Source organism: Herbaspirillum sp. CF444 (genome assembly GCF_000282135.1).
GTDB lineage: Bacteria > Pseudomonadota > Gammaproteobacteria > Burkholderiales > Burkholderiaceae_D > Herbaspirillum.
Genome location: NZ_AKJW01000030.1, coordinates 21,345 through 37,687, shown reverse-complemented (window position 1 = coordinate 37,687; position 16,343 = coordinate 21,345). Strand labels below are relative to the sequence as shown.

General features: G+C 62.2%; 17 protein-coding genes. 12 read left to right on the top strand and 5 right to left on the bottom strand.

Translation table 11 applies throughout. From position 1 onward, the window contains the following. Positions 1 to 31 precede the first annotated feature (31 nt). Complete coding sequence (locus PMI16_RS07775; protein WP_007878192.1) at positions 32 to 2,311, top strand: heavy metal translocating P-type ATPase; 2,280 nt, start codon at positions 32 to 34, stop codon at positions 2,309 to 2,311. A gap of 16 nt (positions 2,312 to 2,327) precedes the next feature. Here PMI16_RS07775 and PMI16_RS07770 read toward each other — a convergent pair whose 3' ends face one another. Beyond that, a complete protein-coding gene (locus PMI16_RS07770) occupies positions 2,328 to 3,719 on the bottom strand; it encodes a CoA transferase (RefSeq protein ID WP_007878190.1) in 1,392 nt (463 codons plus the stop codon). 125 nt (positions 3,720 to 3,844) lie between these two features. Here PMI16_RS07770 and PMI16_RS07765 point away from each other — a divergent pair, with 125 nt between their 5' ends. The 7 genes from PMI16_RS07765 (at position 3,845) to PMI16_RS07735 (ending at position 11,056) form a co-directional block, all read left to right on the top strand. Further along, the gene (locus tag PMI16_RS07765) at positions 3,845 to 5,026 is read left to right on the top strand and encodes a citrate synthase (protein WP_007878189.1); all 1,182 of its coding nucleotides are present in this window, start codon (positions 3,845 to 3,847) and stop codon (positions 5,024 to 5,026) included. A gap of 58 nt (positions 5,027 to 5,084) precedes the next feature. Continuing rightward, on the top strand, positions 5,085 to 5,519 hold the full coding sequence (locus tag PMI16_RS07760; RefSeq protein WP_007878187.1) for a hypothetical protein: 435 nt from the start codon (positions 5,085 to 5,087) through the stop codon (positions 5,517 to 5,519). Positions 5,520 to 5,614: 95 nt separating this feature from the next. Continuing rightward, positions 5,615 to 7,021 carry a TolC family protein gene (locus PMI16_RS07755; protein ID WP_007878185.1) on the top strand — a complete coding sequence of 469 codons (1,407 nt, stop codon included), beginning with the start codon at positions 5,615 to 5,617 and terminating at the stop codon, positions 7,019 to 7,021. Next, on the top strand, positions 7,014 to 8,396 hold the full coding sequence (locus PMI16_RS07750; protein ID WP_007878182.1) for a multicopper oxidase family protein: 1,383 nt from the start codon (positions 7,014 to 7,016) through the stop codon (positions 8,394 to 8,396). Before PMI16_RS07755 ends, PMI16_RS07750 begins: the two co-directional genes overlap by 8 nt. A gap of 13 nt (positions 8,397 to 8,409) precedes the next feature. Continuing rightward, positions 8,410 to 8,919, top strand: a complete 510-nt coding sequence (locus tag PMI16_RS07745; RefSeq protein WP_007878179.1) for a cupredoxin domain-containing protein — start codon at positions 8,410 to 8,412, stop codon at positions 8,917 to 8,919. Positions 8,920 to 9,051: 132 nt separating this feature from the next. Then, the gene (locus tag PMI16_RS24960) at positions 9,052 to 9,309 is read left to right on the top strand and encodes a copper-binding protein (protein WP_237719818.1); all 258 of its coding nucleotides are present in this window, start codon (positions 9,052 to 9,054) and stop codon (positions 9,307 to 9,309) included. A gap of 97 nt (positions 9,310 to 9,406) precedes the next feature. Continuing rightward, positions 9,407 to 11,056, top strand: a complete 1,650-nt coding sequence (locus PMI16_RS07735) for a fatty acid--CoA ligase (RefSeq protein WP_007878174.1) — start codon at positions 9,407 to 9,409, stop codon at positions 11,054 to 11,056. 149 nt (positions 11,057 to 11,205) lie between these two features. On the opposite strand, the gene purU is transcribed toward PMI16_RS07735, so the two are convergent. Continuing rightward, on the bottom strand, positions 11,206 to 12,075 hold the full coding sequence (gene purU, locus PMI16_RS07730; RefSeq protein WP_007878173.1) for a formyltetrahydrofolate deformylase: 870 nt from the start codon (positions 12,073 to 12,075) through the stop codon (positions 11,206 to 11,208). 63 nt (positions 12,076 to 12,138) lie between these two features. Here purU and PMI16_RS25785 point away from each other — a divergent pair, with 63 nt between their 5' ends. After that, positions 12,139 to 12,474 (top strand): hypothetical protein, encoded by a 336-nt coding sequence (locus PMI16_RS25785; RefSeq protein ID WP_157212561.1) that lies wholly within the window; start codon positions 12,139 to 12,141, stop codon positions 12,472 to 12,474. Positions 12,475 to 12,511: 37 nt separating this feature from the next. On the opposite strand, the gene PMI16_RS07725 is transcribed toward PMI16_RS25785, so the two are convergent. Then, a complete protein-coding gene (locus PMI16_RS07725) occupies positions 12,512 to 13,033 on the bottom strand; it encodes a bactofilin family protein (RefSeq protein ID WP_007878172.1) in 522 nt (173 codons plus the stop codon). Here PMI16_RS07725 and PMI16_RS26235 point away from each other — a divergent pair. Continuing rightward, on the top strand, positions 12,927 to 13,166 hold the full coding sequence (locus PMI16_RS26235; protein ID WP_162131117.1) for a hypothetical protein: 240 nt from the start codon (positions 12,927 to 12,929) through the stop codon (positions 13,164 to 13,166). The two genes, PMI16_RS07725 and PMI16_RS26235, sit on opposite strands and share 107 nt — an antisense overlap. A 63-nt stretch (positions 13,167 to 13,229) precedes the next feature. Here the strand turns inward: PMI16_RS26235 and PMI16_RS25780 are convergent, their stop codons facing one another. Beyond that, positions 13,230 to 13,577 carry a hypothetical protein gene (locus PMI16_RS25780; RefSeq protein WP_237719814.1) on the bottom strand — a complete coding sequence of 116 codons (348 nt, stop codon included), beginning with the start codon at positions 13,575 to 13,577 and terminating at the stop codon, positions 13,230 to 13,232. 61 nt (positions 13,578 to 13,638) lie between these two features. Here PMI16_RS25780 and PMI16_RS07720 point away from each other — a divergent pair, with 61 nt between their 5' ends. Both PMI16_RS07720 and PMI16_RS07715 read left to right on the top strand, forming a co-directional pair. Further along, positions 13,639 to 14,745: a YjgN family protein gene (locus PMI16_RS07720; RefSeq protein WP_007878170.1), complete on the top strand. Its 1,107-nt coding sequence runs from the start codon at positions 13,639 to 13,641 to the stop codon at positions 14,743 to 14,745. Positions 14,746 to 14,771: 26 nt separating this feature from the next. Then, positions 14,772 to 15,806 carry a M48 family metallopeptidase gene (locus tag PMI16_RS07715; RefSeq protein WP_007878169.1) on the top strand — a complete coding sequence of 345 codons (1,035 nt, stop codon included), beginning with the start codon at positions 14,772 to 14,774 and terminating at the stop codon, positions 15,804 to 15,806. Between the two features lie 7 nt (positions 15,807 to 15,813). Here PMI16_RS07715 and PMI16_RS07710 read toward each other — a convergent pair whose 3' ends face one another. Next, positions 15,814 to 16,212 (bottom strand): nuclear transport factor 2 family protein, encoded by a 399-nt coding sequence (locus PMI16_RS07710; RefSeq protein ID WP_007878168.1) that lies wholly within the window; start codon positions 16,210 to 16,212, stop codon positions 15,814 to 15,816. Between the last annotated feature and the right edge of the window lie 131 nt (positions 16,213 to 16,343).

Here is a 16,343-nt window from a genome sequence, read left to right as displayed (position 1 = left end):
AGCCCCCATATTCTGCTTATCAGGAGCATGCATGTCGAATTGCAGTCATCACGATCACGGACATACCCATCAACACGGCCATGAGCACAATCATGCTCATGACCACGCTCACGCACATGATCATGGCGAAGCTGTATCTACCGTCGACGACATCAAACCGACCGGACTGAAAGACGCCGAAGAAGCTGTCTTCTTCATCCAGAAGATGGATTGCCCGACCGAGGAAAAACTGATCCGCGAACGCCTGTCCAACATGGACGGCATCGCCGCGATGCAGTTCAACCTGATCCAGCGCGAACTGACGGTGCAGCATCGCCTGCCTTCGGTCGAGCCCATCGTGACCACGCTCGCTGCGCTCGACATGCTGCCCAAGGTCAAGAGCGACACGCTCGACGCCACGACCGGCACAGGCGATGACGATCACGGCACGTCCTACGCCATTCCCAAACGCAAGTGGCTGATGGTCGGTATCGCCGCCATCGCCGCGCTTGCCTCCGAAGTGGTCGCCTGGAACAGCGGCAACGACCGCTCGCTCGTCGTCATCGCGCTGGCGCTGCTGGCGATCGCCGTCGGCGGCGTCGACACGCTGAAAAAAGGCTGGATCGCGCTGCGCCATCTGTCGCTGAACATGAACTTCCTCATGTCGCTGGCCGTCATCGGCGCCGCCATCATCGGCCAATGGCCGGAGGCGGCGGTGGTGATCGTGCTGTTCACGCTGGCCGAGATGATCGAATCGCTGTCGCTGGACCGCGCGCGCAACGCCATCGCCGGATTGATGGCCATGTCGCCGGATGAAGCAACGGTATTGCAGGACGGCGCCTGGATCAGCGTCGCCGCGAAACAAGTGACGTTGAATACCGCGGTGCGCGTCAAGCCGGGTGAACGCATCCCGCTCGACGGCGTCGTCACCGACGGCCAGCCCGTCATCAATCAGGCGCCGATCACCGGCGAAAGCATGCCGGTCGCCAAGCAGTCCGGCGATCAGGTGTTTGCCGGCACCATCAACGGCAACACGGCCTTCGACTACCGCGTCACCGCCGTGCAAAGCGAATCGACGCTGTCGCGCATCGTCAAAAGCGTGCAGCAGGCGCAAGGCCAGCGCGCGCCGACACAGCGCTTCGTCGATCAGTTCGCGCGCTATTACATCCCTGCCGTGGTGGCGATGGCCGTACTGGTGGCGGTGTTGCCGCCGCTGCTGTTGAACGCGCCCTTCTATCCGTGGCTGTACAAGGCGCTGGTGTTGCTGGTGATCGCCTGCCCTTGCGCGCTGGTGATTTCCACGCCGGTGACCATCGTCAGCGGACTGGCCGCCGCGGCACGCCACGGCATCCTGATCAAGGGCGGCGTGTATCTGGAACAAGGCCGCCTGCTCAAGGCGCTGGCACTCGACAAGACCGGCACCATCACACACGGCAAACCGGTGGTCACCGATGTGCAGCGCTTGTCCGACGGCGATGAAGCAAGTCTGCTCACACATGCCGCCAGCCTCGCCTTGCGTTCCGACCATCCGGTGTCGGCGGCGATTGCGGCCCACTGGAAAACGCAGCAAGCCGAAGCGATCGCAGAAGACGTCGGCGACTTCAAGGCGCTGACCGGACGCGGCGTGCAAGGCAGTATCGGCAATAGCGATTTTTATCTCGGCAATCATCGCCTGGTACACGAACTCGACATGTGCAGCCCGGCGCTGGAAGAACGCTTGCTGGCGCTGGAAAAGCAAGGCAAGACCACCACCATCCTGTGCCGCGACGGCAAGGCGCAGTTGCTGCTGGCGGTCGCCGACACGGTGCGCGACAGCAGCCGCGACGCGATTGCGCAATTGAAGCAACTCGGCGTCAGCGTCACCATGCTGACCGGCGACAACGCACACACCGCACGCGCCATCGCCGATGTCGTGCAACTCGACGACGCGCGCGGCGATCAACTGCCGGAAGACAAGCTCAACGCCATCGGCGACATGATAGACAAGCACGCCTACGTCGGCATGGTCGGCGACGGCATCAACGACGCCCCGGCGCTGGCGCGCGCGCAGATCGGTTTCGCCATGGGCGCGGCCGGCACCGATACCGCGCTGGAAACCGCCGACGTCGCGCTGATGGATGACGACCTGCGCAAGATTCCAGACTTCATCCGCCTGAGCAAGAAGACCCATCGCGTGCTGATGCAAAACATCACGATCGCGCTCGGCATCAAGGCGGTTTTCCTGGTGCTGGCGCTGACCGGCGAAAGCTCGCTGTGGATGGCGGTGTTCGCCGACATGGGCGCGAGCCTGATCGTCGTCTTCAACGGTTTGCGGCTGGTGCGCTCGCTGTAGATTTCTCTACCTTTCCCTACCACTGCGGTTGCGCCGAACCCAACGGCGCAGCCGGCCTGTCCCACGACATCGTTGCGCCCCCGACGGCGACCGCGCCGCGCAGGCGTCGCGCCGGTCCCCAGAATGTCTGCTCTATCGCCGGCGCCAGATCGTCGACGCTTTCCGGTTCGAGCATGGCATCGACCTGCTGTCCCGATCCCGTCGCCAGTAATTGCGCCATGCGCGCCAGCGAGGTGCGCACTTCCATGCCCTTGCCGGTCTTCAGCCTTTGCGTCAGCCCGCGGATGGCCGCCGTCGCCATCAGGTAACCGGTCGCGTGATCGAGCGCCTGCACCGGCAGCGGCGTCGGCTTGTCGCGTCCGAGCCGGCGCATGCCCGCTTCGGCGATGCCGCTACTCATCTGCACCAGGCTGTCGAAACCGCGACGCGTCTTCCACGGCCCGCTCCAGCCGTAGGCATCAAGACTGACATCCACCAGCGCGGGATTGATGCGGCGACGGTTTTCAGCGTCGAAGCCCATGCCGGCCAATGCATCCGAACGGTAGCCGTGCACCAGCACGTCAGCCTGCGCCAGCAATTGCGCAAAGATTTCCTGGTCCAACGATGCGCGCAGGTCCAGCCGGGCGCAGCGCTTGCCCGGCACCATGTCGGGCACCACGCCGGGCTCGTCCCAACTGGCCGGATCGATGCGCAGCACGTCAGCCCCGAAACCGGCCATGAAGCGCGTCGCCGTCGGTCCCGCCAGTACGCGCGTCAGATCCAGCACGCGGATGCCTTGCAAGGGACGTTGCCTGCTGACGGGCCAGTCGGGCTTTGCCGCCGCCGGTCCGTCGACGATGTGCAACAAGGGCTCGCTGTTGACCGCCGCGCCTTGCGGGTGGACGCGCCACTGCTCCATCGTGCGCATGGCCGCCGCGCAACCGCCCTGGGCGACAACGGCGATCTCCAGCTCTTGCGCCGACCAGCCTGCGACTGCGGCGGCAACCGCTGCCCGCTCAACCGTTACGTCCAGCACCGTCAATGCCGCCGCGCGATGATGCGGCGCATTGGTGTGCAGGCGTATCCAGCCGTCCGCCGCCTGGTAGTCGCCGGCCACCGCATCCCACAAGGCCGGCGCTTCCCATCCTTGCGGCCGCAATGAAGTACTGAACCAGAACGAGGCCAGCCGGCGGTCGGCCTGCACCTCGACGACGTCGTTGCCGGCGGCATGCGTCAGCTCGGCGATTGCGAGGCCGGCCGCGCCGATCGCCCCCACCGCCAGATCGGTCACCGCAAAGATCGACGGCAAGCTGCCGCTGCCGGTCAGCTTTACCTGTTCGAGATGGTGGCGCTCGCCCCTGGCGGCCAACCAGATTTCACGCAGGAACCCGCGCGCGCTTGCTTCGGAAACAGCAGACAAAGTAGACATACCGGACCTCGCGTCATGAAGATGGCTGAAGCATATTCCGCTCGTTTTAATTGTCAATATTGATTAATATAATCAATACAACTCGCCGACATACTGCATCAATTCCCTCGCTCCCATTCGACACCATGCCCACTTACCTGAGTTCCGCCGAAGCCGCCGCCGCGCTCGGCGTGTCGCGCCAGACCTTGTATGCCTACGTCAGCCGCGGCCTGCTGACCGCACAAGCCGACAACAAGGTGCGCGAGAGCCGCTATCTGGAAGAAGAAGTCAGACGTCTCGCCACCCAACGCACGCGCGGACGCAAACCGAAGGAAGTCGCCAAGGCCACGCTCAACTGGGGATTGCCGGTGCTGGAGTCCGGCATCACGCTGATCGAAGATGGACGGCTCTACTATCGCGGCCACGATGCGATCGCCCTCGCTGCGACACACAGCGTGGAAGACGTCGCCGCCCTGCTGTGGAATTGCAATGCGCCGCAGGCCTTCGCTGCCGGCGATATTTCGGCCCATGCCGCCTATGCCGGCATGCTCAAGCACTTCGCCGGTCGCCGCGTCGAAGAATCGCTGCTGCCCCTGTTCACCATCGCCAGCGACGACGCCGCCACCGCCGCCTGGCAAACCGCACCGGAGCGCATGGCCGAAGGCTGCGGCGCACTCATGCGCCTGCTCGCCGCCAGCCTGCTCGGCACGCGGCCTAGTGCCGAACCGATCCATGCGCAATGCGCCAAAGCGTGGAAGCTGGATGCGCAAGGCGCAGCGCTGGTACGCATGGCGCTGATCCTGTGCGCCGACCATGAACTCAATGCATCGAGTTTTACGGCGCGCTGCGTGGCCTCCACCGGCACCAGCCTGCGCGCTTCGGTGATTGCCGGACTCGCGGCGCTCACCGGCGGCAAGCACGGCGGCACGACCGCCCGTGTCGAAGCGATGTTTGATGAAATCGGCGAGCAGCACGTCACCGACAAAATGCAGCAACGGCTGGCGCGCGGTGACGACTTGCCGGGGTTCGGACACCACCTCTATCCCGAAGGCGACGTGCGCGCCATTGCCTTGCTCGAAGACATCCTGCCGCAGCATCCTGCCTGGCAAGAAATGATCAAGTCGGCTCACGCCCTGATCGGCCACCATCCCTCGGTCGACTTCGCGCTGGTCGCGGTGCGACGCCATCTGCAACTGCCGGTCGGCGCGGCATTCGGCCTGTTTGCGCTGGGACGCGGCATGGGCTGGATCGCGCAGGCGCTGGAGCAACGCGCCACCGGCGAATTGATCCGGCCGCGAGCGGCTTACACCGGACCTCGGCCGATGTAAAAGCGCCAGAAATCGTAAAATAACGACTCCATTTTCAAGCAGTGCTACACTACGGCCCATGACTTCGCGCGTAAAAATCTTCCTGCTCTGGCTGCTGGCCTTTGCGATTCCCGTTCAGGGATTCGCTGCCGCGGTGCAGATGGGTTGCGCGCCTTCGCAGCAAACTCGGGCAATCCCAATCCATGAGGCAGCGGCATCCGTCGTCTCCGCGGATGAACATCAACATGCCGGTCATGCCATGCATGGCGTGGAAACGACCGCACAAGCGGATGCAGGCCTCGCCGCCGATCATCCGATGCCGCATCAGCACAAAGCGTCCTCGGCTTCGTGCAGCTCCTGCAGCGTCTGCACCATCGGCGCCATCCTGCCGCTGGCGCTGGACAAGCTCATCAACCTGCCCGTCGCGGCAGACATTCACGTCGCCAGGGCTCAACATGGCTACGTCGGCTATACGCCGGAAAATCCCGAACGCCCCCCTTCACAACTCGTGTAATCACTGAAACTGTCGGCGCGTACGCCGGCAGCTTTCTGCAATCGTTCCGGCAGATGAATCTCTGCCGGTGAACACCCCGTTTGCACGAGGCTTACATGAATGCATTTCCCCCTTTGCGGAAACTCGCGCCGCCGCTGCTCGCCGTTGTGCTGAGCGGCTGTGCGAGCTTCAGCGACGACGGCGGCTTTAACGCCGTCAACCAGGCCGCCCGACAGCGGCTCAACAAACAAACCGGCTGGATACGTTCCGAACAAGATGCCGACGGCGTCGCACAACGCGTGCGCGCTCTGCTGAGCAAACCGCTCGGCGTCGACGACGCCGTGCAGATCGCCTTGCTCAACAATCGAGAGCTGCAGGCGTCCTACAGCGAACTCGGCATTGCCGAAGCGGATCTGGTGCAGGCCGGACGGCTGCCCAACCCCGGCTTCAGCTTCGGCCGCACGCACACCGGCGACGACATCAAGATCGACCGCAGCCTGACGCTGTCGGTGATGAGCCTGCTGACCATGCCGGCGGCCTCGCGCATCGAAGCACGCCGTTTCGAGCAGACCCGGCTGAAGCTGGCCGACGCCATGCTGCGCACGGCCGCGATGACGCGCAAGGCCTACTACCGGAGCATCGCGGCAACGCAGAGCGTGCGCTATCAGGAGCAGGTCCGCCAGGCCGCCGAAGTCGCGCACGAGCTGGCTGCCCGCATGGCGAAGCAAGGCAACTTCTCGCAACTGGATGCGGCGCGCGAGCAGGCCTTTTATCTGGAAACCTCGGCGCAGCTGACACGCGCCCGCACGCAGGCGATACAAGAAAACGAAGACCTCGTGCGCCTGCTGGGTCTGCTCAATGTACATAAGCAGGACGGCGCTCTGCAACTGCCGCCGCGCCTGCCGGATTTGCCGAAGAATGCCGTCACACTCGACAACAGCGAACAAGTCGCGATGGAGCAGCGGCTTGACGTGCAATCGGCGAAGCTGGAAGTCGCCGCGCTGCAAGGTTCGCTCGGCCTCACCAAAGCCACGCGCTTCGTCAACGTGCTCGATCTCGGCTACGTGCGCAATTCGGAAAGCGGCAAGCCCGCCGAAATCGGTTATCAGGCCAGCATCGAAATCCCTCTGTTCGACTGGGGCAGCGCGCGCGTCGCCAAGGCCGAGGCGATCTACATGCAGGCCGTGCATCGCCTCGCCGCCACCGCCGTGCAGGCGCAATCGGAAGTGCGCAGCGCCTATGCCGCGCACCAGCATGCCTATCTGCTGGCGCGGCAATATCAGGATGAAGTGGTGCCGCTGCGCAAACGCATCTCCGACGAATATCTGCTGCGCTACAACGGCATGCTGGCAAGCGTGTTCGAACTGCTGGCCGATGCGCGCGAACAAGCCAGTGCCGTCAACGCCGCCATCGATGCCGCGCGCGATTACTGGATCGCCGACAGCGACTTGCAGTTGGCGCTGGGCGGACCGGTTTCAACGGCCTCGGCGCCAAACAAGACGGAAGGAAAAATCCATGAGTGACTCCACCAACACCCTGAGCCGGCGCGCCTTCCTGCAAGGCTCCGCGCTGGCCGTCGGCGCCACCGCCGTCACGCGCATCGGCGCCGCCTCCTTGCCGGAAGCGGCCACGCAAAACAGCGCCGGCACACAAGCGCCGTTGACGCCACCCAACGGCCGTCCCTACCATCCCGTCGTCACGCTCAACGGCTGGTCGCTGCCCTGGCGCATGAACAACGGCGTCAAGGAATTCCACCTCGTCGCCGAGCCGGTGGTGCGCGAAATCGCGCCGGGCATGAAAGCCAACCTGTGGGGTTACAACGGCCAGAGTCCCGGCCCGACGATCGAAGTCGTCGAAGGCGACCGCGTGCGCATCTTCGTCACCAACAAGCTGCCGGAACACACCTCCGTGCACTGGCACGGCCAGCGCCTGCCCAACGGCATGGATGGCGTCACCGGCCTGACGCAGCCGGGCATCCCGCCGGGCAAGACCTTCGTCTACGAATTCACGGCACGGCGCGCCGGCACCTTCATGTACCACCCGCATGCCGACGAAATGGTGCAGATGGCGATGGGCATGATGGGCTTTTGGATCACCCATCCCAAGGATCCCAACTTCATGCGCGTGGATCGCGACTTCGTCTTCCTGCTCAACGCCTACGACATCGATCCCGGCGCGGCCACGCCCAAGGTCAACACCATGCTCGACTTCAACCTGTGGACCTGGAACAGCCGCGCCTTCCCCGGCATCGATCCGCTGCCGGTACGGCAAAACGACCGCGTGCGCATCCGCGTCGGCAACCTGACGATGACCAATCACCCCATCCATCTGCACGGCCATGAATTCGTCGTCACCGGCACCGACGGCGGCTGGACGCCGCCTGCTTCGCGCTGGCCCGAAGTCAGCGCCGACATCGCCGTCGGCCAGATGCGCGCCATCGAATTCGACGCCACCGAAGAAGGCGACTGGGCGCTGCATTGCCACAAGGCGCACCACACCATGAACGCCATGGGCCACAACGTGCCGACCATGATCGGCGTCGACCAGCGCGACTTGGCGAAGAAGATCAACCGGCTCATTCCCGACTACATGGTCATGGGCGACAAGGGCGGCTCCATGGGCGAGATGGAAATGCCGCTACCCGACAACACGCTGCCGATGATGGGCGGCAACGGTCCTTACGGATCGTTGGAGATGGGCGGCATGTTCAGCGTGGTCAAGGTGCGCAAGAACCTGGCGCGCAACGATTATCGCGACCCGGGTTGGTACAAGGCACCATCCGGCACCGTCGCTTACGAATGGCGCGGCGCCGAACAACCGGCGGCTTCCGCATCCGATAAAAAAACGGGCACGGACGGCGACGCCGTCAACGTGATCCGACGCAATCATCAACACTGACCAAGGAAAAACAATGAAACTTCCACACACACGCAATCTTCTCGCCGCCACCCTGTTCGCCGTGGCCTCGTTCAATGTCGCCGCGCAAGCCATGTCGCATCATCACGAGGCCGCCGGCCATGGCGAGGATGTCTTCGGCCAGCCCGGCGCCGCAGGCAAGATCACGCGCACCGTCAAGGTCGACATGAGCGACAACATGCGCTTCACGCCGGAAAAACTGCAGGTGAAGACCGGCGACACGATTCGCTTCGTCGTCAGCAACAGCGGCAAGATCAGACATGAGCTGGTCTTCGGCACCGAAGCGCAATTGAAGGCGCACTACGCCGCAATGCTGAAAAATCCGGAGATGGAACACGCCGACGACAACCAGATCAGCCTGGCGCCGGGCCAGCGCGGCGAACTGATCTGGCAATTCACGCATGCCGGCACCGTCAACTTCGCCTGCCTGCAACCGGGCCATTACGACGCCGGCATGAAAGGCAGCGTCACCGTGGCTGCCGCCGACGGCACGCACAAACACTGATTTGCACTGATCCGAAATTCAGAAAGGAAAATCATGAAATACATTTTCGTCACCGCGATTCTGCTTGCCGCTTTCTCGACTGTCCCGCCCGCGACAGCGCAAGAAATGCAACCGGACGCAACGCACAATGCGATGCACCACATCATGCAGAACGATGCCATCCCCAAAGTCAGCGGCGAAATCCGCAAGGTCGATACCGATGCCGGCAAGATCACCATCCGCCACGGCGAGATTCCCAATCTGGACATGCCGGGCATGACCATGGTGTTTCGCGTTGCGTCGCCCGACATGCTGGGCAAGGTAAAAGCCGGCGACCAGGTGCTTTTCACCGCGGAGAAAAGCAACGGCGCACTGACCGTCACCAGCATCGAGCTTGTTCCCATGAAGTAAGACTGGCGACAGCAAATCGGGCTATCATCGGTCAACTGAACATGAGGGCGGGAAGCGGACCATGCTCCCGCCCCTTACAACAACGACAGGAGACCGCATGAGCGCCCACCTCATCGACACGACACCCGAAGCCTACGGCTACCCGCTGCTGATCAAACAGTTGCTCCACTCTTCGCTGGCGACCGCGCCCGACCAGGAAATCGTCTACGGCCTCGCCAATCAGCGCCGCCATACTTACACCGATCTGTACGAACGCATCCAGCGCCTGGGCAACATGTTGCGCGAACTGGGCCTGCAACCCGGCAATACCGTCGCCGTGATGGACTGGGACAGCCACCGCTATCTGGAATGCTTCTTCGCCATCCCGATGCTCGGCTACGTGCTGCAAACCGTCAACGTGCGCCTGTCGCCGGAACAAATCGCCTATACGCTGAATCATGCCCAGGCCGACGTGCTGCTGATCAATTCAGACTTCATGCCGGTGCTCAAACAGATACGCGGCGAACTGACCACGCTCACGCGCTGCGTGCTGATCACCGACGACGGCACGCCGGCGCCGCGCGGTCCCGGCTTTGCCGGCGAGTATGAAGAGCTGCTGGCGCAGGCCTCGCCCAAGTGCGACTTCCCCGACTTCAACGAAAACGCGCGCGCCACCACCTTCTATACGACCGGCACCACCGGCATGCCCAAGGGCGTCTACTTCAGCCATCGTCAACTGGTGCTGCACACGCTGGCGGTAACCGCGGGCCTGGCGCTGGCGCCGCAACAGGGACGCCTGCATCGCGACGACGTCTACATGCCGCTGACGCCGATGTTCCACGTGCACGCCTGGGGCCTGCCTTACGTGGCGACCATGGCCGGACTCAAGCAGGTCTATCCGGGCCGCTATGTCCCCGACACCATCCTGAAACTGATCGCCACCGAAAAAGTCACTTTCTCGCATTGCGTGCCGACCATCCTGCACATGGTGCTGAGCGCGCCGGCCGCGCAGGAGGTCGACCTGTCGAAATGGAAGATGATCATCGGGGGCTCCGCCATGACCAGCGCGCTGGCGCAGACGGCGCGCGAGCGCGGCATCGACGTGTTCACCGGCTACGGCATGTCGGAGACCTGCCCCATCCTGTCGCTGGCGCACGTGCCGACAGCAGAGCTGGGCTCGGAACAGGACGTCGCCACGCGCGTCAAAACCGGCCGCCCGCTGCCGCTGGTGGCCTTGCGCACGGTGGATGGAGACATGAACGACTGCCCCCGCGACGGCAAGAGCACCGGCGAAGTCGTGGTGCGCGCACCCTGGTTGACGCAAGGCTATCTGCACAATCCGGATGCTTCGAAGGATTTGTGGGAAGGCGGCTGGCTGCATACGCAAGACATCGGCAATATCGACCCACGCGGCTACCTGCAGGTCACCGATCGCATCAAGGACGTGATCAAGACCGGCGGCGAATGGGTATCGTCGCTGCAAATCGAAGAGATCATCGCGCGCCATCCGGCAGTGGCGGAAACGGCGGTCATCGGCGTCAAGGATGCCACATGGGGCGAACGCCCGGTGGCGCTGGTGGTGCTCAAGGCCGGTCAGGCCGGCAGCGTACAGGCGGAAGATATCCGCCGGTTGGTGCTGGCGGCGGTCGAAGATGGCGTGATTTCAAAATACGGCGTGCCGGACCGCATCGAGTTCGTCGGAGAGCTGGCGCGCACCAGTGTCGGCAAGCTCAACAAGCGCGTGATGCGCGAACAATATCCCGGGTGATGAAAAACGCCTGCGCCGGTCTCAGATGCAATGAGTCCGGCGCAGGCGTTTCAGGTGCTGAAAGTCAGACCAGGCATCGCCAGACGCCTCGATCCTCCGTCGATATCACGCGATTCTTCCCCGCATGCCTGGCCTTGATCAGCCGTGGATCAGTTGAAGATGACGGTCTTGTGACCGTTCAGCAGGATGCGATGCTCGGTAAACCACTTCACCGCGCGCGCCAGCACGACGGACTCAATATCGCGGCCGATGGCGGTCAGCGTATCCGGGCCCATCGAATGATCGACGCGCTCCACGCCCTGTTCGATGATCGGGCCTTCGTCCAGGTCGCTGGTGACGAAGTGCGCCGTCGCGCCGATCAGCTTCACGCCGCGGTCATGCGCCTGGTAGTAGGGCTTGGCGCCCTTGAAGCTGGGCAAGAAGGAGTGATGGATATTGATGGCGCGGCCCTTGAGCGCGGCGCACATCGACGGCGACAAAATCTGCATGTAGCGCGCCAGCACCACCAGATCGACCCGGTTGGCTTCGACGATTTCGAGGATGCGCGCTTCCTGCGCCAGCTTGGCCTCTTCCGGCGCGCCGGCAGCCAGCGGCAGATGATGGAACGGGATGTTGTAACTCGCCGCCAGCTGGTAGAAATCGGTGTGGTTGGACACAATCGCCGGAATTTCCACCGGCAGCAGGCCGCTCTTGTAGCGGAACAGCAAGTCGTTGAGGCAATGGCCGATTTTCGAGACCATCAGCATGACGCGCGGCTTCTTGGCGGCGTCGTGCAATTGCCAGTCCATGTCGAGCAAGTCGCCCAGCACGGCAAAATCCGTACGCAATGCTTCGTCGCTTACGCCCGCATCTTCCGAAGAAAAATGCACGCGCATGAAGAACAGCTTCGATTGCGAATCGCCGAACTGCGCCGAGTCAATGATGTTGCAGCCGTGGTCGGCGAGAAAACCCGACACGCGATGCACGATGCCGCGCTGGTCGAGACAGGAGATGGTGAGGATGTATTCCGGGTGCGCCATAGTCAATCTTAAAAACACTGTCGTCCGCTGCTCAGTGACGTAACGGTCGCATGCAGCATGTGCTTGGGCATGTTTCCCGAATGCAGCAAAAGAGCATCACAAAAGACGAAAAGCGCTATTGTCGCATGCCCGGCGCATGCGCACAAAGCCCCGGACTCGCGTAAGCGGGACCGAGAGGCACAACGAAACGCAGAAAAGCAGGACGGCGCGCGCAAAAAAGCCGCTCCCGGCGTTGAATCGATCAATTCCGGAGCAAACCTGTCGTTCCGTACCGTACGTTCAGTTTCCGTCACGCAGGCGTTGCCGGGCCATCCGGCCAATGGCAATAAAACCGCCCGGACGCCGTCCGGATGGCTTCATCTGCATGACGAAAAACGGGAACAGCCGCCAAGCCAATGACGCAAACGGCTTTCAGCTTCCCCGAATCGGGGATAAATCAGGCGGTTTTGGCTTGCAGCAGCTCGCGCTGTTCCGACGAGCCGCCGACCTGCACGTCGCCGCTGAGCTGGCCGCCCTCTTCGATGACCAGTTTGCCGTAGCGGATCTTGCCCGACACCTTGCCGCTGGAATAGATGACCAGTTTCTGGCGTACCGTCAGCTCGCCGTCGAAGTCGCCGCGGATTTCCGCCAGATCGATTTCCGCCGAGCCCTTGAAAGCGCCCTTTTCGGCGATCTGGATCACGCGCGAATCCATCGTCGCTTCGACACGGCCTTCCACCACCAGCGTGTCGCAGTCGTTGATCTCGACGCCCTTCAGTTTGATGTTGGGACCGACGATCAGTTTGCTGCCCATTTCGTTGGAACCGGAATTGGATTGCTGGGTGGAGGAAGATGGTTGGTTGCTGACTGTCTTGGACACATTGGATACGCCCGGTTGCGTCAAATTGTTACTGGCGCTGAAAGGGGAATTTGGCGAATTGGTTTCTCGTTTGCCAAAGAGGGTTTCTGAGCGAAGCATGGTATCTCCTGAAGATAAATGTGCGGTGCAAGACGTGGCACTGCTAAAACGAATCGGCGATGCGCTCATTCAATTGATTATTCAATTTTTCAATCGCGATGAACATCTTCGCCGCGGAGGGCGAGATCGCTGAAAAGCTGATGCCGACTGATGTTGAAGGACACGAGCTGTACAACGATCTCAGCGTTTCGGCATATCAATAAATAGAAAGTTCACGAGAATTTTGTAACAGTGACATGGGGCCGCGAACTTTTTCCGCATGCGTGCGCATCGCGTTTTCGCGCGGCGGATTTTTCATGCTGATTTTTAAATGTGCGTTACATTTTTCTTGTCGACGTAAATTATTTTTCCTCGCTGCTTTCATCGTCGCCTCGTCATCACGTCCACCCCGCAGCGACATCCGTTTTGTCGAGGACGAATCATGAGCAATGCCAGTGCTGTTACATTTTTCCGTTACCGTTTTTTCGCGGACGCATCGCCGGCGAGGAAGCAAAGTTTGCTCAACGACACCGGCTTCATGTGCTTGACTTTTTGAAGACGGCAAGAGATTCTTTGGCGCACTCTGCGTGAGCAATCAATTTCAAAAACAAACCGATGGGGGATGCATGAGCGACACCTTCAACCAACCCGGCCAGCCCGAAGTCCCTTCCAGCCCCAGTTTTTCTGCACCTGTCCCGCCTGCATCACCTGCGGTGGAGGCATTTTCTTTCAGCGGCCGCGGTTCCGAATACTTCCGCATCTGGATCGTCAACCTGCTGCTATCGGTCGTCACGCTCGGCATTTATTCCGCCTGGGCCAAGGTGCGGCGCCTGCGTTACTTTTATGACAACACCACGGTCGCCGGCACCAGCTTTGAATATCACGGCAATCCGATGGCCATCCTCAAAGGCCGCATCGTCACTGTGGTACTGCTGTTCGGCTACCAGTTCGCCATCAGATTCAATCCCTTGCTGGCCCTGCTCGTACTGATCGCTGCCGGGGCCGTACTGCCCTGGCTGATCTGGCGCAGTCTGCAATTCAAGCTGTACAACACCAGCTACCGCGGCATCCGTTTCGGTTTTCGCGGCAGCGCTGCGGGTGCGTACAAGGTGTATCTGTGGCTACCGCTGCTGACCTTCTTCACCCTGTATCTGCTGACGCCGTTCACGCATCAGCGCATCAAGCGTTTTCAACATACCGAGTCGCGCTTCGGCGCCAGCCATTTTTCGTTCAACGGTTCGGTCGGCGCCTTTTACAAGACTTATCTGGTCGGCTTCGGCATCTACCTGGCGGGTTTCATTGCCATTTTGCTCACGATCGGCGCCAGCGCCTATCCGTTCGGCGGTGCTGAGGAATTCGAACGTACCCACATCTTTTCCTTCGTGCTGGTGATCCTGGCGCTGTACGCCTGGACCTTCCTGATGTATCCGCTGTTCCTGACGCTGATGCAAAACCTGATCTGGAATCACACCCGGCTCGGCGAGCACGGTTTCCGCAGCGAGATGCGCTGGGGGCGGATGATGTTCATTGCCCTCACGAACATCGTCGGCATCATCTGCACACTCGGCCTGTATACGCCGTTCGCCCAGATCCGCGCGCTGCGCTACCGGGTCGAATCGATGAGCCTGCATCCGGCCGGCAGCCTGGACGAGTTCATTGCCGACAACGAACCGTCCGGTTCGACCGTGGGCGAAGGCATGACGGACTTGCTCGATTTCGACCTGTCGCTGTGACAGCAGCAGCGACAACGAGCGCAGCCATGCCGGTGCAAGTTGCCGCGTTCTATTTCGACGGCAAAACCTCGCGCCGCCATGTCGTCACGCTGGAAGTGATTGGCGACATGGCGCGTATTTACAGCAGTCGGGAGAGTCCGGCAGAGGCGGAGCTTATCGAGCGCGTCTGCCCCATCACGCAATTGCGCGTATCCGAGCGGCTCAGCCGGGCGGCGCGCAAGGTTACCTATCCCGATGGCGCCTATCTGGAAATTCAGGATCAGGATGCATTCGCGGCCCTGCTGGAAACCACCCGCCACCGCGACTCGCTGGTCGTACGCATGCAGCAGAACTGGCGCGCGACGCTGGCTGCCGCCGCGGCGCTCGTCATCCTGCTGGCGGTGAGTTATCTCTATCTGTTGCCGGCCGCCGCCGGCCTGATCGCCCGCACGCTGCCGGCCAGTGTTGAACAACGCATCGGCGCAGGTGCGCTGGATTTTCTGGATAAACACATCCTGGCGCCGACGGCGCTCCCGGCCGCGCAACGGGCCGCCATCACGGCGCGCTTCAACACGCTGACGGCGGGAATGGATGCGGTGGAGCCGATACCGCCGTACGAGATCGTCTTCCGTAAAAGCCGCATCGGCCCCAACGCCTTCGCCCTGCCGTCCGGCCAGATCGTATTGACCGACGAAATCGTGAAGCTGCTCAACGACGACGACGCCGTCATGGGTGTGCTGGCGCACGAACTCGGCCATCTGCAGCGGCGCCATCTGATGCGCCGGCTGATCCAGAGCTCGGCCATCGGCGCGGCGGCGACCGTGCTGTTCGGCGACGTCTCGGCGGTCATCGCCAACATACCGACCGTATTGCTGGACATGAAGTATTCGCGCGACGTCGAACGCGAAGCCGACGATTATGCCATCGCCCTGTTCAAGGCCAACGGCATGAGCCGCCAGAAGCTTGCCTACGTGTTTGAAAAACTGGGCGAGAAAGAAGCGGCCGGAGGCGGCGTACCACCCTACCTCTCCAGCCACCCCGCCAGCGCCGAACGCGTGCAACGCATCCTGAACGCGCAATGATGAGAACTCAGGCCGGCACCTGATCCAGGAAGCCGGTCACGCTGCGCAGGCGTCCCTGCTCCAGCACCGCGTAGTCCGTTCCCTTGACCATCGCCTCTTCGCCGTCCAGGCCCAGCGCCCATGAAAAGCGCAGATGATCGCCATGGAAATCGGCCTCGCCGATGCGGCTGAAACGGAAAGCGGGGAAGCGCTCATGCACCGCCGCCACCAGTTGCGAGATGCCGGCGTGACCGTCGCCTTGCATCAGGGGATCGCGGTAGCTCGCATCGGCGGCCCAGATTTCGGCGATCAGGCCGGCGCGGCGCGCGGCGTCGGTTTCGTTCCAGACGGCGATGTAGAGATCGACCAGGTTGCTCATCTGCTCGGCGGCGGCAGTCATATCGGTCGAGTGTGTCGAAAGTGTCATGCTGGACTCCATATATAAAGAAGAAGGAAGCAGAAAATGCGATCGCTGGCCGGCGCGTCCTGCAGTACGGCCTAACCAACGTCAGGCACATCATTGCGCAGGCCCCGACGCCGGACAATTACCTCCCGGGT

Bases quoted from the DNA above. Each gene is read 5' to 3' on its own strand.
- PMI16_RS07745 (WP_007878179.1), top strand. From the start codon at position 8,410: ATGAAACTTCCACACACACGCAATCTTCTCGCCGCCACCCTGTTCGCC.
- PMI16_RS07750 (WP_007878182.1), top strand. From the start codon at position 7,014: ATGAGTGACTCCACCAACACCCTGAGCCGGCGCGCCTTCCTGCAAGGC.
- PMI16_RS07720 (WP_007878170.1), top strand. From the start codon at position 13,639: ATGAGCGACACCTTCAACCAACCCGGCCAGCCCGAAGTCCCTTCCAGC.
- PMI16_RS07725 (WP_007878172.1), bottom strand. From the start codon at position 13,033: ATGCTTCGCTCAGAAACCCTCTTTGGCAAACGAGAAACCAATTCGCCA.
- PMI16_RS07760 (WP_007878187.1), top strand. From the start codon at position 5,085: ATGACTTCGCGCGTAAAAATCTTCCTGCTCTGGCTGCTGGCCTTTGCG.
- PMI16_RS07765 (WP_007878189.1), top strand. From the start codon at position 3,845: ATGCCCACTTACCTGAGTTCCGCCGAAGCCGCCGCCGCGCTCGGCGTG.
- PMI16_RS07775 (WP_007878192.1), top strand. From the start codon at position 32: ATGTCGAATTGCAGTCATCACGATCACGGACATACCCATCAACACGGC.
- purU (WP_007878173.1), bottom strand. From the start codon at position 12,075: ATGGCGCACCCGGAATACATCCTCACCATCTCCTGTCTCGACCAGCGC.
- PMI16_RS07735 (WP_007878174.1), top strand. From the start codon at position 9,407: ATGAGCGCCCACCTCATCGACACGACACCCGAAGCCTACGGCTACCCG.
- PMI16_RS07710 (WP_007878168.1), bottom strand. From the start codon at position 16,212: ATGACACTTTCGACACACTCGACCGATATGACTGCCGCCGCCGAGCAG.
- PMI16_RS07770 (WP_007878190.1), bottom strand. From the start codon at position 3,719: ATGTCTACTTTGTCTGCTGTTTCCGAAGCAAGCGCGCGCGGGTTCCTG.
- PMI16_RS07715 (WP_007878169.1), top strand. From the start codon at position 14,772: ATGCCGGTGCAAGTTGCCGCGTTCTATTTCGACGGCAAAACCTCGCGC.
- PMI16_RS24960 (WP_237719818.1), top strand. From the start codon at position 9,052: ATGCACCACATCATGCAGAACGATGCCATCCCCAAAGTCAGCGGCGAA.
- PMI16_RS07755 (WP_007878185.1), top strand. From the start codon at position 5,615: ATGAATGCATTTCCCCCTTTGCGGAAACTCGCGCCGCCGCTGCTCGCC.